13 protein-coding genes are annotated in these 14,527 nt (G+C 73.3%); 8 read left to right on the forward strand and 5 right to left on the reverse strand.

The window, feature by feature from the left end; translation table 11 throughout:
- Positions 1–96: 96 nt before the first annotated feature.
- A complete protein-coding gene (locus K7G61_RS09140) occupies positions 97–681 on the reverse strand; it encodes a PadR family transcriptional regulator (RefSeq protein WP_225846197.1) in 585 nt (194 codons plus the stop codon).
- 217 nt (positions 682–898) lie between these two features.
- On the opposite strand from K7G61_RS09140, the gene K7G61_RS09145 reads away from it, so the two are divergent.
- Positions 899–1,759, forward strand: a complete 861-nt coding sequence (locus K7G61_RS09145) for an SDR family oxidoreductase (RefSeq protein ID WP_225846198.1) — start codon at positions 899–901, stop codon at positions 1,757–1,759.
- Positions 1,760–1,767: 8 nt separating this feature from the next.
- Positions 1,768–2,643 (forward strand): SDR family NAD(P)-dependent oxidoreductase, encoded by an 876-nt coding sequence (locus K7G61_RS09150; protein ID WP_225846199.1) that lies wholly within the window; start codon positions 1,768–1,770, stop codon positions 2,641–2,643.
- A gap of 109 nt (positions 2,644–2,752) precedes the next feature.
- On the opposite strand, the gene K7G61_RS09155 is transcribed toward K7G61_RS09150, so the two are convergent.
- Positions 2,753–3,433 (reverse strand): BTAD domain-containing putative transcriptional regulator, encoded by a 681-nt coding sequence (locus K7G61_RS09155; RefSeq protein ID WP_225846200.1) that lies wholly within the window; start codon positions 3,431–3,433, stop codon positions 2,753–2,755.
- 359 nt (positions 3,434–3,792) lie between these two features.
- Here K7G61_RS09155 and K7G61_RS09160 point away from each other — a divergent pair, with 359 nt between their 5' ends.
- Positions 3,793–4,542 carry an AfsR/SARP family transcriptional regulator gene (locus tag K7G61_RS09160; RefSeq protein ID WP_225846201.1) on the forward strand — a complete coding sequence of 250 codons (750 nt, stop codon included), beginning with the start codon at positions 3,793–3,795 and terminating at the stop codon, positions 4,540–4,542.
- Between the two features lie 123 nt (positions 4,543–4,665).
- Here K7G61_RS09160 and K7G61_RS09165 read toward each other — a convergent pair whose 3' ends face one another.
- Positions 4,666–5,388, reverse strand: coding sequence for an AfsR/SARP family transcriptional regulator (locus K7G61_RS09165; RefSeq protein ID WP_308190613.1), 723 nt, complete (start codon positions 5,386–5,388; stop codon positions 4,666–4,668).
- Positions 5,389–5,522: 134 nt separating this feature from the next.
- The gene (locus tag K7G61_RS09170; RefSeq protein ID WP_225846203.1) at positions 5,523–7,124 is read right to left on the reverse strand and encodes an FAD-binding oxidoreductase; all 1,602 of its coding nucleotides are present in this window, start codon (positions 7,122–7,124) and stop codon (positions 5,523–5,525) included.
- Positions 7,125–7,798: 674 nt separating this feature from the next.
- Between K7G61_RS09170 and K7G61_RS09175 the strand changes: the two genes are divergently transcribed.
- The 5 genes from K7G61_RS09175 to K7G61_RS09195 all read left to right on the forward strand — a co-directional run bounded on the left by K7G61_RS09175 (position 7,799) and on the right by K7G61_RS09195 (position 12,661).
- Positions 7,799–9,361, forward strand: coding sequence for a beta-ketoacyl reductase (locus K7G61_RS09175; RefSeq protein ID WP_225846204.1), 1,563 nt, complete (start codon positions 7,799–7,801; stop codon positions 9,359–9,361).
- A 151-nt stretch (positions 9,362–9,512) separates the two neighbouring features.
- Entirely contained in the window at positions 9,513–10,514 is a 1,002-nt protein-coding gene (locus tag K7G61_RS09180) for a phosphotriesterase (protein ID WP_225846205.1), read from the forward strand.
- On the forward strand, positions 10,504–11,004 hold the full coding sequence (locus K7G61_RS09185) for a hypothetical protein (RefSeq protein WP_225846206.1): 501 nt from the start codon (positions 10,504–10,506) through the stop codon (positions 11,002–11,004). Before K7G61_RS09180 ends, K7G61_RS09185 begins: the two co-directional genes overlap by 11 nt.
- A 2-nt stretch (positions 11,005–11,006) precedes the next feature.
- A complete protein-coding gene (locus K7G61_RS09190; RefSeq protein WP_225846207.1) occupies positions 11,007–11,852 on the forward strand; it encodes an SDR family NAD(P)-dependent oxidoreductase in 846 nt (281 codons plus the stop codon).
- Positions 11,849–12,661, forward strand: a complete 813-nt coding sequence (locus tag K7G61_RS09195) for a thioesterase II family protein (protein ID WP_225846208.1) — start codon at positions 11,849–11,851, stop codon at positions 12,659–12,661. Before K7G61_RS09190 ends, K7G61_RS09195 begins: the two co-directional genes overlap by 4 nt.
- A gap of 76 nt (positions 12,662–12,737) precedes the next feature.
- On the opposite strand, the gene K7G61_RS09200 is transcribed toward K7G61_RS09195, so the two are convergent.
- Positions 12,738–14,507, reverse strand: a complete 1,770-nt coding sequence (locus K7G61_RS09200; protein WP_225846209.1) for a polyketide synthase — start codon at positions 14,505–14,507, stop codon at positions 12,738–12,740.
- Positions 14,508–14,527: the final 20 nt, after the last annotated feature.

The following is a 14,527-nucleotide window of genomic DNA, read 5'->3' on the forward strand; positions in this document are numbered from 1 at the left end:
GGGCTCTGCGACCAGGACGCGGCCGCGGACGGCGGCTGCGGACCGGTTGCGGACCGGTTGCGGACGGCGGCTGTGGACCCGGTTGCGGACCGGCCGCTACGGGGCCTCCGGCTCGGAGCCGGTCGCGGCCGGCTCGCCCTTGCCGAAGTTCTCGTCGGTCATGACGTCGCTCTCCTGGGCCCATCGGGCCCAGTCGGCCAGGGCCTCGTTCATCCGGATGGCCGCCTCCACGGCGATCCGCTGCGCCCGGGTGCGGCGGCTGGTGCCCCATTCGCCGCGGTCCTTGGCGCCCGCGTAGGCGCGCAGGGTGCTCGCGAACTGCTCGAAGTACTTCTGCTCCTCGGCGAGCCTGGACTTCAGGTCGTCCGGGTCCATCAGCCAGAAGAAGAAGGACCGCAGCAGGATCTCCATCCGGACGCTGTGGTCGACCTCGTCCTCGCTGAGCCAGCGCCGCACCTCGGCCAGGCCCGCGTCGGTGATGCGGTAGGCGGTGCGGCGGCGCGGGCCGTGGCTGTCCACCTCGATCAGCCCGGCCTTGGACAGCCGGTTCAGCTCCGAGTAGATCTGCGGATGCTGCGCGGGCCAGACCGAGCCGATGCCCTCCTGGAACCGCCGGGCGAGGTCGTAGCCACTCGCCGGCCCTTCCGCCAGCAGGCCCAGCAGGCCATGACGCAGCGACATCGACACGCTCCTCGCCAGCGATTTCGTCTCGGATTCCCCATCTTGGCACATGGCCACGCGACACGGGAACCATGACATGTAGATACGCACATGTGGTTGACATCATGTACGGGTGACCATGTACCGTCGACCATGTGCCGACAACATGTCGCACGGCTCATGTTCCACAGTTCATGTCGCACGGTCCCGTCTTACGAACCATGTCGAGGCGATCTTGATGTCGAACAACGAAACCTCTCGCGCGGTCCTGCTGACCGGCGCGTCCGGTGGCGTCGGCCTGGCCACCACGCGTGCCCTGGCCGAGCAGGGCTACCGGGTGTACGCGGGCGTCCGGAACGTGAACGAGTTCCAGGGCGCGAAGCGCAACGTCCACCCGATCCGGCTCGACGTCACCGACCCCGAGAGCATCGCGGCCGCGGTCGAGTCGGTGTACGCCAAGGGCGACACGGCGCTCGCGGGCATCGTCAACAACGCGGGCATCATCATCCAGGGCCCGATGGAGCTGGTCCCGGCCGACGACCTGCGCCAGCAGTTCGAGGTGAACGTCCTCGGTCCCGCGGCGGTCACCCAGGCCTTCCTGCCGCTGCTGCGCCGCGGACGTGGCCGGCTGGTCAACATCACCGCGTCCACCGCCCGCGTCCCCGGCCCCTTCTTCGGGCCGATCTCGGCGAGCAAGGCCGCGCTGCAGGCGCTGTCGGACGCGCTGCGGCTGGAGCTCGCGTACTGGGACATCCCCGTCGTGGTGCTGGAGCCGGGCGCCCTGGAGACGCAGATCTTCGCCAAGGCCGCCGCCGCCCAGCAGAAGGCCAACGCGGCGCTCGCCCAGGAGCAGCTCGACCTGTACGCCGAGCAGCTGGAGGCGGTCGGCGCGGCGATGGCGAAGATGAAGCCGTCCCCGCCGTCGATCCTGGCCGACGCCGTCCTCAAGGCGCTCACCGTGAAGAAGCCCAAGCCGCGCTACAAGGTCGGGCCCGACACCCGCCTGGTGGGCGTGATCTCCCGGCTGCCGCTGAGCACCCGCGACGGCATGCTCGCCGGCGTGATGGGGATCAAGAAGCTGCACGCCGCGGACGCCTGAGCCGTCCGATGAGCGTCCGCGACAACCGAGGGGGGCAGCGCACGATCGTGCTGATCGGCGCGACCTCCGGCATCGGCCGCCACGCCGCGGCCCGGCTGGCCGCGCAGGGACACCGGTTGTTCCTGTGCGGCCGGGACGCCCGGCGCGGCCGGTCGCTGGTCGCCGACATCGGTGCCGGCAGCCCGGTGAAGCCGGTGTTCGTCGCCGGTGACGTGTCCACCGGGGCCGGCGTGGCGGCGGTGGCCGAGGAGATCGGGTCGCTCACCGACCGGGTCGACACCCTGCTCAACAACGCCGGGGTGATGCTCTCGCACCGGCGGCTGACCGAGGAGGGCGTGGAGACCAATTTCGCCGTGCACCACCTGGCCCCCTGGTCGATGACCCAGCAGTTGCTCCCGCTGCTCCGGCGGGGCGACGGCCGGATCGTCAACACCAACTCCGAGGGGCACCGGGCCGCGCTGTTCTCGGCCGGCAGCACCGCCCTGGACTTCGACGACCTGCAGATGGAGCGCGGCTACAGCACCTTCCTCGCCTACGGCCGCAGCAAGCTGGCGAACCTGCTGTTCACCTACGAGTTCCAGCGGCGGTTCGCGGACCTGACCATGGTGGCGGTGCACCCGGGCATGGTCCGCACCCGGCTGGTCCGGTCGGTGCGCAATCCGGGCTTGCGGCTGCTGACCGCCGCCACCCACTGGTTCCTGCTGCCGCCGGGCCAGGGCGCGAAGCCGCTGGCGCACCTGGCGACCGCGCCGGACGTCGAACGCGGCCGCTACTACGACCGCTTCATGCCCAGCCACTCCGCACCGCAGTCGATGGACCGGGGGGCCGCCCGCCGGCTGTGGGAGGTGACCGAGCGGATGCGCGGACCGATGGCGCCGCGCTGACCGCCCACCCGCTCCCCGTCGGCGGAGCCGGACCCCCGACCGGTCCGCCGACGGGGCCGCCGTCCGCGGGCGCCGGCGCACACCCCGGTGCCGCACCCGCGCCCGCGGGTCAGCCGCCGGAACCGGCGCCGAACCACCGCTGGAGCACCAGGGCCCGGGCGTCGGAGGCGAACAGGCGCCGGGTGGCGGGACTCGGATCGACCCCGAGCTCCAGCGCGAGATGGGCCGCGTACTCCTCGTACTGCTTGCGGGCCTGAGCCAGATTCCCCTGCCGGAGGTACGCCCGGATGACTTGTTGGCACGAACTCTCCCGAAGCGGGTCGGCGGCCAGCGCGGCCAGGCCCGCCTGCAGCGCCATCCCGGGCCGGCCGCGCGCGATCAGCACGTCGGCCGCCGTGTCCAGGGCGTCCAGCCGCAGCTGCCGCAGCCGGTCCCGGTCGGCGGCGATCCACTCGTCCAGCCACAGCGGCAGCAGCTCGCCGCCGCGCAGCAGGACCGTCAGATCCGGCGGCAGGTACCCGTCCTCGTCCAGCACCCGGCGCGCGGTCGCCGACAGCTCCTGCACGTCGGTGGTGACCTCCTCGTGCAGGCGGGGGACGCCGCCGCGGACGTCCAGCAGGCCGGGGAACTCCCGGCGCAGCCGCCATATCCCGGTGCGCAGCGACCCCAGGGCCCGCTCCTGCGGCGCGTCCGGCCACAGCGCGCCGGCGATCCGCTGGCGCGCCGTCGGCCCGTGGAGCGCGAGGTAGGCCACCACGCGCAGCGGACTCGCGGACGAAACGGAAGGCATCCATTCGTCAATGGAGAATCCGTCGAGAAGAGAGATCCTGTGAAATGTACCCGCTACGGTGCCCAGCATTGCGACGGTTACCCCCGAGTCCTGCGCAACGGAATTTGCTTGTTCATTGATGTTTCCTGGCCGACCTAAGCGCCGGCCAGTCTGCGACTATCGAGAGGGGACTCCGGGAACGATGGCTTCCCGGTACAACAGGCCGATAAGTGTGCAACCGGACACATGAACGCGTGCATTGACAATGCTATGATTCCCGACGGGTGTCATCCTGTGACGCCCGGTAACCGGGGGAACGGGGGCCCGAGTTGGAGTTCAACGTTCTAGGTTCACTGGAAGTACGGTCCGGTGACCGTCGCATGACGCCCAAAGCATCCAAGCAGCGGAAATTACTCGCCGTGCTCCTGCTGAACGTCAATCACATGGTGCGGGTGAACACGCTGATGGGAGAGCTGTGGGACAGTAATCCGCCACGCAGCGCCGCGGCGACCCTGCAGACCTATGTGAGCCAGCTCAGACGTTTCCTGGCCGCCGCCGCGGACGGCGAACGGCGCGAGGACCTGGCCGGGCAGGTCCTGCTCACCGAGCCCGGCGGTTACGTGCTGCGCTCGCCGCAGGCACTGGTGGACTTCGCGCGGTTCGAGCAGAAGGTGGGGCAGGGCCGGCTGGAGGCCGCCCGGCACAACTACGACGCCGCCGCGGCCTGCCTGCGCGATGCCACCTCCGGCTGGACCGGCCAGGTGCTGGAGAACGTGGCCCACGGCCCCGTGGTGGAGGTCCAGGTACGGCGGCTCGAACAGCTCTGGCTGAGCAGTGTGGAGCAGCGCTTCGAGATCGAGCTTCGGCTCGGCCGGCACCGGGAGATCCTTCCCGATCTGACCGGTGTGGCCGCCGCCAACCCGCTGCACGAGAACCTGCACGGGCAGCTCATGACCGCCCTGCACCGCTCGGGCCGGCGCGCCGCCGCCCTGGAGAGCTTCCGCGCGCTGCGCGGCCGCCTGGTCGACGAACTCGGCCTCGAACCCACGGACCACCTGGAGCGGCTGCACCAGGAGATCCTCGCCAACCACCGGGTGCCGGGCGAGATCGCCCTCATGCCCGCCTCCTGAGCCGGCCCGTTCCGGCAACGTCCCCACCTCCCGCGCCCGTTCCGCCCGCAGCGCCGTACGGGCGGCCGCCCGGGCCGCCGCCCCCGTACGCACGGGAGGCGGCGGCCCGGGTGCCACCGGCTCCTACACCGCCATCGGCAGCGTCGGCACCGTGGCGTCGGCCAGGATCGCCTCGTGCAGCTTGCGCAGCCCGCGGCCCGGCTCCACACCGACCTCCTCGATCATGGTGCGGCGCGCCCGCATGTAGACCTGGAGCGCCTCGGCCTGCCTGCCGCAGTGGTAGAGCGCCAGCATCAGGTACTGGTAGAAGCCCTCCCGCAGCGGATGCTCGCCGATCAGCGAGGTGAGCTGGCTGACCACCTCGCGGTGCCGGCCGAGCCGCAGCTTGGCCTCGATCAGCAGTTCCGTGCACTCCAGACGGGCCTCCTCGACCCAGGCGTCCAGCGTGGCGAGGGCGGGTCCGGTGGCCATCCCGCCCAGTACCGGGCCCCGCCACAGCGACAGCGCCCGCTCGAAGGCGGCGGCCGCCGCCCGGTGCAGGTCCCGCCGCAGCTTGTTCCTGCCCTCGGCCATCGCCGCCTCGAACTCCTGGAGGTCCAGGCAGTCCTCGCCGAGCCGCAGCAGATAGCCCGGGTTCCTGGTGACCACCGGACTGGGCGCGTCCGGCCGTTCCGTCAACTGCTCCAGGAAACGGCGCAGTTGGGAGATGTGGACGTGCAGTCCGGCGTCGGCGCGGCGCGGCGGATTGCCGTTCCACAGTTCCACGGCCAGTTGCCCGGAGGGTATGACCTGATCGGCACGTGCGAGCAGGGTGCCCAGCAGTTGTTCGGTCTTCGGTGCGGTCAACGAATGCTCAGCGTCATTGCTGATGACTCGTAGCGGCCCCAGGATCTCGTAGCGCATGATGAAACAGCCCCCGCATGCTTGTCACTCGTACTGGGAGTACTGGGAGTACCGGCCGATCCGGTCGGCACCCCGGCCTACGGCCGGATCGACAGCGAATGGCGGAACACGTCCCCCGGGTCGTACGTCCGCTTCACCGATTGCAGCCGGGCGTAGTTGCCCTTGAAGTACAGGCTGGACCAGGAGATCCCCGAGGTGTTCAGGGACGGGTCGGCGAGGTCGGTGTCCGGGTAGTTGATGTACGTCCCGTCGGTGCCCGTGTCCGGCGCGGGCACGCCCCCGGTGCCCGCGTACAGGTCCTGGTAGAAGGAGCGGACCCAGGCGACGTGCTCGTCGTCCTGGCTCGGGTCGGACCAGTAGGTGGCCAGGTAGCTCAGGATGACCGAGTCGCGGTGCGGGTTCGCCGTCGCCGCCGGCGCGACCGCGTTGGCCTGGCCGCCGTAGGAGAACAGGACGATCGCGCCGAGCCCGGAGTACGTGTCGCTGGACAGGTACGTGTACAGCGTGCCGATCTGGTCCGCGGTGTAGGGCTCGCGCAGGTAGGCGCCCTTGCCCTTGCTGCGGTTGTTGGCGCTCGGCGTGCCCCCGTACAGGCCGGCCACCGCCGCGTCCATCCACGGCATGGTGCTCTGCTGGACGGCGTAGTCGACGCCCGTGCCCTGGTTGACCGCGGTGAGCATGTCGCTCATCAGCTGCTTGGCGTTCGCCAGGGTGCCGTCGATCTCGCAGATCAGCGCGACCGTGCCGAGGCTGGCCTGCTCCAGCAGCAGTCCGCTGAACAGGCTGGAGTACGGTCCGCCGGGCGCGCTGTTGGCCGCCACCCAGGCGCCGTAGTTCGCCACCAGGGTGCTGAACGAGGTCCGGTCCAGCTTCGACCAGGACCACACCGCGGTGGTGACCAGGGTGGTGGCGGGAGGCGCGGGCAGCAGCGCCGACGGGCTGGTGGTGCTGGTCACCGCTACCGGCGAGCGGAACAGGTAGCGGGTCACCACCCCGAAGTTGCCGCCGCCCGCGCCCGTGTGGGCCCACCACAGGTCGTTGTGCGGGTCGCCCGGGTCACGGGTGGCCAGCACGACCGACGCCTTGCCGGCGGCGTTCACCACCACGACCTCGACGCCGTACAGGTGGTCCACGCACATGCCGTGCTGCCGCGTCATCGCGCCGAAGCCGCCGCCGGCGACGTAGCCGCCGACGCCCACGGTCGGGCACGTGCCGCCCGGGACGGTCACGCCCCAGCCCAGCAGCAGCGTCTCGTACACGTCCTGCAGCAGGGCGCCCGCCTCCACGGCGAACGCCTGGTGGGTGCTGTCGTAATACACCGCGTTCATCCGCGACATGTCGATGACGGTCTGGACGGACGGGTTGTCCACCAGGTCGTCGAGACAGTGGCCGCCGCCGCGTACGGCTATTCGCTGACCCGCGGCCACCGCCGACTCCACCGCCGCGACCACCTGGCCGGTGGTGAACACCTGGTGGACGTCGCTGGCCGTGCTGGTGAACCGCACGTTCTTGCCGCGGGTGGTCAGGTAGCCGTACCGCGGGTCGCTCGCGGTGACGGTGACCGCGTTCGGCGGTGTGACGCAGAAGGCGGTCGTCGTGGTGTCCGAGGTGCCCGCGGTGGTCGCGGCCGCCGGGGTGTCCGCGGCGGCCGGGCCGGCGCCGGTGAGCGCGAGACCCACGGCCGCGCTTCCCGCCGCCGAGGCCCCGATGAATCCGCGCCTGCTGATCAAGCCGGATCTGCCGGCGTCTTTGTCGCCTTCACCGCTTTTGCCGTTTTTGTCCTTCATGGCGCTCCCCCATAAGCAAGCCCGTGGACGAGGGACAGGACCCTCGGGGCGCACGCTTCGACGCTGATGTGCCGCCCGGTCCTTGTCCGCGGAATCGGACCGATTCCGAAGCCGTGTCTACCAGACCTCCCTTGCGACCCCTGTTCGGGATGGGGCGCCAGAGCATTCGTGATCACTGGGCGGCGGGCCGGCGTCACACCTGAAGCCGCACGTCCCAGCAGGGCCGCAGGGCCCAGTGCGGATGCGCTGGCGCGCGGCACAGGGGTGCGCTCAGCCGGACTGGAGGGCGGCTGCGGGCGTACTCACGGCCTGCTCCAGCCGTACTCAAGGAGCACTCAAGCCGCGCTCCAGCCTGTGACACCCGCTTGACGTGGAACGCCCCGTTCCAGCCCCGCTCAAGTGCCGCTCCAGGACCGCTCAAGCCCCGCTCCAGCGGCGCTGGCCGGCGGCTGCGGGGCCGGCCGGGACGGCGTTCGTAGGCTCCAAGGACGGCCCGGCGGCACGCCGGCCGGTCGGCCACGCCCGCGCACCCGCGCACAGCCCGCGCCATCGAAGGATGAGGACCGATGCCCACCCAGAAAGCGACCCAGGACCCGACCCGGGACTCCGGCCCGGCCACCGCGGGCGGCCCCGTCCGCGATCCCGCGCACGCGCGGCCGGACGCGGGGGCCGCCCCCGACCCGCGGACGGAGCGGAACGTGGCCGGCTGGCGCTACCGGATCGTGTGGAAGGCGCTGCAAGGCGACGCCGGGCCCGCCGCGCGGCCGGCCGGGACCTGGCTGCTGGCCGTACCGCCGGCCGTCGCGGACGACCCGCTGGTGGAGGGGTGCGCGCAGGCCCTGACGGCCGCGGGCGCCGCGGTCGTACGGATCGCCGTCGACGGGACGACCGCCGAGGCCGCCCCGCCCTCCGCCGCGCTCGTGGACGAACTGGCCGGCCTGGACTTCGCCGGCGTGCTGTCCTTCACGGGCCTGGACGAGCGGCGCCGAGCCGACCACCCCTCGGTGACCGCCGGTCTCGCCGCGACCGTGGCCCTGCTCCAGGCGCTCGGCGCCGCCGGACGGACCGCGCCGCTGTGGTGCGTGACCCGCGGCGCCGTCGCGCCGGGCGCGGACGAGCCGCTGCTCTCCCCGGTACAGGCGCAGATCTGGGGAGTCGGACGGGTCGCGGCGCTGGAGCACCCGGACCTGTGGGGCGGCCTGATCGACGTCACCGGCGAGTGGGACGCGGCCACCGCGGACCGGGTGCTCGGCGTGCTGGCCGGGCGCGGCGAGGACCAGGTGGCGGTGCGCCCCTCGGGCGTGCTGGCCCGCCGGCTCGCGCGGGCGCTGCCGGTACGGCACGAGGACGGCCGCGGCTGGCGGCCCCGCGGCTGCGTGCTCGTGACCGGCGGCACCGGAGGACTGGGCGCGGAGGTGGCCCGCTGGGCCGCCGCGCACGGCGCCGAGCACCTGGTGCTGCTGAGCCGGCGCGGCGCCGACGCCCCGGGCGTGCCGGAGCTGGAGGCCGAACTGGCCGCGGCCGGCGCCGCGGTCACCGTCGCCGCCTGCGACGTGGCCGACCGCGAGGCGCTGTCCGGGGTGCTGGCCGCGCTGCCGGACAAGTGGCCGCTGACCGCCGTGGTGCACGCGGCGGGGGTGGACTTCTCCGCGCCGCTGACCGGGACCGGGCCGGCCGAACTCGCCCGGTCCCTCGGCGCGAAGACCACCGGCGCCGCGCTGCTCGACGAGCTGCTGGGGGACACCCCGCTGGACGCCTTCGTGGTCTTCTCCTCCATCGCGGGCGTGTGGGGCGGCGGAGGGGGCCTGGGGGCGTACGGCGCCGCCAACGCCTTCCTGGACGCGCTGACCGAGCAGCGCCGCCGCCGCGGCCGTACCTCCATGGCGATGGCCTGGGGCCCCTGGGACGAGATCGGCATGGCCGCCCACAACACCGAGCACTCCGCCCAGTTGAACCGGTTCGGGCTCGCCTCCATGCCGCCCGCGTCCGCCATGGCGGCCTTCGCGCTCACCCTGGAGGGAGAGGACGGCGTGGTCGCCGTCGCCGACGTGGAGTGGGAGCGCTTCGCCCTGGCCTTCGCCTACAACCGGCCCAGCCCGCTGCTCGCCGACCTGCCCGAAGCCGGCTGACCGGCCCGCCCGCCCCGGCCGTCAGGCCGGGGCAAGGCCGGGCTTAGGACGCCTTCGGATCATTGTCGGGACCCGGGCGCGCGCCGACGCGTGCCCGCGGGGACCGGCAGCACCGGCCATTCGTAGCGGACATTCATCGGAGGGGGCCCTGATGGCAACCACGGACGCGTTCCAGGTACCGACCGTGCGCGGCGAGGTGGACAGCACCGCGCTGGGCGTGACGCTCTCGCACGAGCACCTGTTCGTCTGGAACCCGGAGATCCACCACAACTTCCCGGGCCTGTGGGACCGGGAGGCCGGGGTCGCGAAGGCCGCGGCGGAGCTGGAGGCGGCGTACGACCTGGGCGTGCGCACGATCGTCGACATGACCGTGCTCGGCCAGGGCCGCGACCTGGACCTGGTCCGCGCGGTCGCCGAGCGCACCCGGGTCAACATCGTCGTCGCCACCGGTGTCTACACCGTCGACGGCATGCCGCAGATCTTCCGTTACCGCGGGCCCGGTGAGATGCTCGACGGCCCGGAGCCGGTCGTCGACCTCCTGGAGAGCGACATCCGGAACGGCATCGCGGGCACCGGTGTGCGCGCCGCCCTGCTGAAGTTCGTCAGCGAGCGGCCCGAACCCGACGCCACGGTGCGGAGGCTGGCGGCCGCGGTCGGCGAGGTGCACCGCCGCACCGGGGTGCCTGTCGTGGTGCACACCGACCCGGTCGCGGGCAACGCGCTGCCGGTGCTGGAACTTCTCGTCAAGGAGGGTGTGGATGCCCACCAGGTCGTGCTTGCGCACGCGGGGGAGAGCACGGACGCCGGCTATCTGCGGGAGCTCGCGGCGAGCGGCGCGTACATCGGCATCGACAGGTTCGGGATGGAGGCGCTGCTGCCGGACGCGCAGCGCGTCGCGAACCTCACCGCGCTGAGCGCGCTGGGCGCCCTGGAGCAGGTGCTTCTCTCGCACGACTGCGCCTCCTTCATCGACCACGTCACCCCCGAGCAGCGGGCGATGCTCTCCCCCCAGTGGACCTATTCGCACCTGCACTCCCGGGTACTGCCCGGGCTCCGGGACGCCGGACTGGACGACACCGCGCTGACGACCCTCTTCGAGGACAACCCGCGGCGGCTGCTGCGCGGCGCGAAGGCGGCGACCGATGTCCACTGAGACGAGTACGGGCACGGGTACGGGTACGAGCACGAGCGCGCGATCCGCGGGCGGCGGCCCGGACGGCGACGTGGTGGAGCCGTGGGTCGCGCTCGGCACGGAGCTGCTGGTGGACGAGGAGTACGTCAAGGCGTGGGTGGAGCGCGTCGGCCCCGGTGAGCGCAGGCCCGCCCACACCCACCGCCACCCGTGGATCACCGTGGTGGTCTCCGGCGCGGCCGGCGAGTCGCGCACCCCGGACGGGGAACTCATCGCGGTGGGCAGCGCCGCCACCGGCGACGTCCGCTTCAACGGCCCCGACCGGCTGCCGTTCAGCCACTACCTCGCCAACACCTCGCAGGACACGCTGGTCATGGTCGCGGTGGAACTGCGCGACCCCGCCGCCCGCGCACACCTCCCCGTACCGGCACACCCGCACGCACACGTATCCGACGAACACCCCGAGCACCCCGAACAACCCCACGCACAACCTCCCTCAGCAAAGGACTGACCATGGCAGAAGCAGCCAGGACCGCTCTGGTCACCGGGGCGACCTCCGGGCTGGGCCGCGCCGTCGCCACCGCACTGGCCCAGCAGGGCGTGCACGTGCTGGTGCACGGCCGCGACCGGCAGCGGACGCAGGCCCTCGCCGAAGAGCTGGACGGTACGGCAGGGGGCGCGCGGCCGCTGGTCGCCGACCTGTCCTCGCTGGCGCGGGTGCGGGAGCTGGCGCTGGAGGTCCGCGCCAGGAACCGGCCGCTGCACGTGCTGGTCAACAACGCCGGGATCGGCGCGGGCCGCGCGCCGTACAAGCAGCGGGAGACCAGCGCCGAGGGCCACGAGCTGCGGCTGGCGGTCAACTACCTCGCCCCGGTGCTGCTGACCCGGCTGCTTCTGCCCGTGCTGTCCGCCTCGGCGCCCGCCCGGGTGGTGAACGTCGGCTCGGTCGGCCAGGCGCCGGTCGACTTCCGCGACGTCGACATGACCTCCGGGTACGGCGGCGCGGAGGCGTACTTCCGCAGCAAGTTCGCGCTGGCCGCCTTCACCGTCGACCTGGGCCGCTCGCCCGAGGCGAAGGACGCCGGGGTCACCGTCAACTGCCTGCACCCGGCGACGTTCATGGACACCAAGCAGGTCACCGAGGCCGGGTACGCGCCGTGGGTGCCGGTCAGCGCGGGCGTCGGCCCGGTGCTGGAGCTCGCCACCGGCGAGGCCGGCGGCCGGTACAGCGGCGAGTACTTCGACGGCAGGCGCCGCGCCTCCGCCCACCAGGCCGTCTATGACAGCGAGATCCGCGACCGGCTGCGCAAGGTCACCGACGAGCGGCTGGCGCCCTTCACCGCCGAGCCGGGCTCATGACGCCGCCGGCCGGGACCCGGCCGTACCCGCCCGCCGCGGCCGGATACGGGACGGCGGGCGGCTGGCTGACGATGCTGCGCCCGGCCGGGGCCCGCCCCGGCGGCAGGATGCTGGTCTTCCCGCACGCCGGCGCCGGGCCGTTCGCGCTGACCGGCCTGGCGGCCCTGGTGCCGCCCGACGTGGAGGTGCTGGGCGTCACCCTGCCGGGCCGCGAGCACCGGGCGGCCGAACCCGGCACCACCTGCGCCCGCCTGGTCGACGGCGTCGAGGGCGGCCTGCGGGCGCTGCCGCCGCTGCCCACGGCGTTCTTCGGGTGCAGTGTGGGGGCGCTGTTCGCGCTGCTGGTGGCCTCGCGCCGCCCCGCGCTGTGCGACCACCTCGTGGTGGCCTCCCAGACCCCCGGCCCGCAGCCGCGGGCCGCGCTGCGGGCGACCGGCGAACGCGACCTGATGCGGGTCCTCCAGGACGCGGGCGACACCCCCTCGGTGATCCTGGAGGACCCCGACATCCGTGCCTCGCTGCTGGCCCGCCTCGAAGGGGACCTGCGGCTGGGCGCCGAGGCCGAACCCGAGGCGGGCACCGCCCGCGTCGCCGCCCCGCTGACCGTCCTGGCCGGGCTGGCCGACCCGCTCGTCCCCGCGGACCGCCTGTCCGACTGGCCCCGGCACACCACGGCCCACTGCCGGGTGGTCGCCCTCAGCGGCGGCCACTTCGCGTTCCTGGAACGCGACCACGGCAGGATGGTGCGGGTGGTGCTCGACGACGTGCGGGCCGAACTCCTCGGAGCGCGGGCGGCCGGCACGGGCTGAGGCCGTCCCCGTACACGGACGAGGCCCGCGCCCCCGGAAGAAGGATCCGGGGGCGCGGGCCTTCGCCGTGGGGCGGCTACGCCTCGGCGGGGGCGAACCGCGCGGGCACCGTCACGTGCTCGCGGCGCTGCCAGGGGTAGGCCGGCAGGCTCAGCACCCGCCGCGGCAGGGGAGCCTCGGACGTGCCCGGGTCGTCGTTCTCCGAGAGGCCGACGTGCTCCGGGATCGCGCCGGAGGCCAGGGCGGCCAGCGCCGCGCGGGCGGCGGCCGGGTCGGTGGCGGTGATCCGGGCCCGGTGCCGGTGGCGGGCGCGGCCGAACGTCGCCGTGTAGGCGAACGCCGGGTAGTCCGCGTCCTTGAGGGTGTCCAGCACGGCCGCGTACCGCCCGGCCAGCTCGCGCAGCGCCTCGGGGGTACGGGCCGCCACCTCGAAGCCGGACACCGGCACCGGCTCCGGGTCCGGCGCGCCGGCCGCGGCCGGCCCGGGCGCGGGCGGCGGGCCCACGATGACCTGGGCGTTGGTGCCGCTCATCCCGAAGGAGCTCACGGCCGCGTGGCGGCCACCGCCGTCCCAGCCGGTCAGCGCGGTCGGCAGGGTGATGCCGGTACCGGTCAGGTCGATCCGCGGGTTGAGCGTCCTGAAGTGCGTCAGCGGCGGCACCGCGGCCTCGCGTACGCACGCGATCGCCTTGATCAGCCCCGCCACGCCGGCCGCCGACTCCAGGTGGCCGAGGTTGGCCTTGACCGAGCCGACCCGCAGCGGCGGGCCGCCCGCCGCCCGGTCCAGGCCCGCCACGATCGCCTCCATCTCGATCGGGTCGCCCAGCGCCGTACCCGTGCCGTGCGCCTCCACCAGGCCGATGTCGGCCGGGGTGAGCCCCGCGGAGGCCAGCGCCGCCCGAAACAGGGCGATCTGGGACAGCACGTTCGGCGCGGTGATGCTCGCCGAGCGGCCGTCCTGGTTCACCGCGGAACCGCTGATCACCGCGTGCACCCGGTCGTTGTCGCGGATCGCGTCGGACAGCCGCTTGAGCACGACCACCCCGCAGCCCTCGGACCGGGTGAAGCCGTTGGCCGAGGCGTCGAAGGGCTTGCACCGGCCGTCGGCGGCCAGCAGCCCGGACTGCGCGATCAGTTCGGTGGACGAGGGCGACACGATCAGGTTCACCCCGGCCGCCAGCGCGATGTCGCACTCCTTGCGGGCCAGCGCCTGCCGGGCCAGGTGGACCGTCACCAGCGACGAGGAGCACGAGGTGTCCACCGTCATGGCGGGCCCGGTGAAGCCCAGGGTGTGGGCGACGCGCCCGGCGGCGTAGCAGGGGTGGTTGCCCACGCCCCACAGGAAGTCGGACTCGGCCGGCCGCCAGTCGGCGTAGTCGTGGTTGGTGACGCCGACGAAGAAACCGGTGACGCGATCGCCGAGCGAGGAGGCCGGCAGCCCGGCGTCCTCCAGCGCCTCCCAGCCGACCTCCAGCAGCAGCCGCTGCTGGGGGTCGAGGTTGGGCGCCTCGCGGGCGCCGATCCCGAAGACGGGCGCGTCGAAGCCGAACACGTCGTCCAGGAAACCGCCTTGCTGCGGCAGGCCCTTCCAGTCCTCGGCGAAGGGGCCCTTGCGGTGCTCGGGCAGCGGCCGGATCAGGTCGCGCCCGGCGGCCAGGGCCTCCCAGTAGCCGTCCAGGTCGTGGATGCCGCCGGGCATCCGCAGCCCGATCCCGACCACGGCCAGCGGCTGCTCGCCGCGTGCCTCCTCGAGTTCCGCCCGCAGGCGTTTGATGGTGCTCAGCGCCCGGGTCAGCGCGGTCGCGCCGCCGGGGGAGCGGCTCTCCCCGCTCTCGTGCGTGGCCATGTCGCCGTCTCTCCTCCCAT

This window comes from Streptomyces sp. HPF1205, from assembly GCF_020400825.1.
Lineage (GTDB): Bacteria > Actinomycetota > Actinomycetes > Streptomycetales > Streptomycetaceae > Actinacidiphila.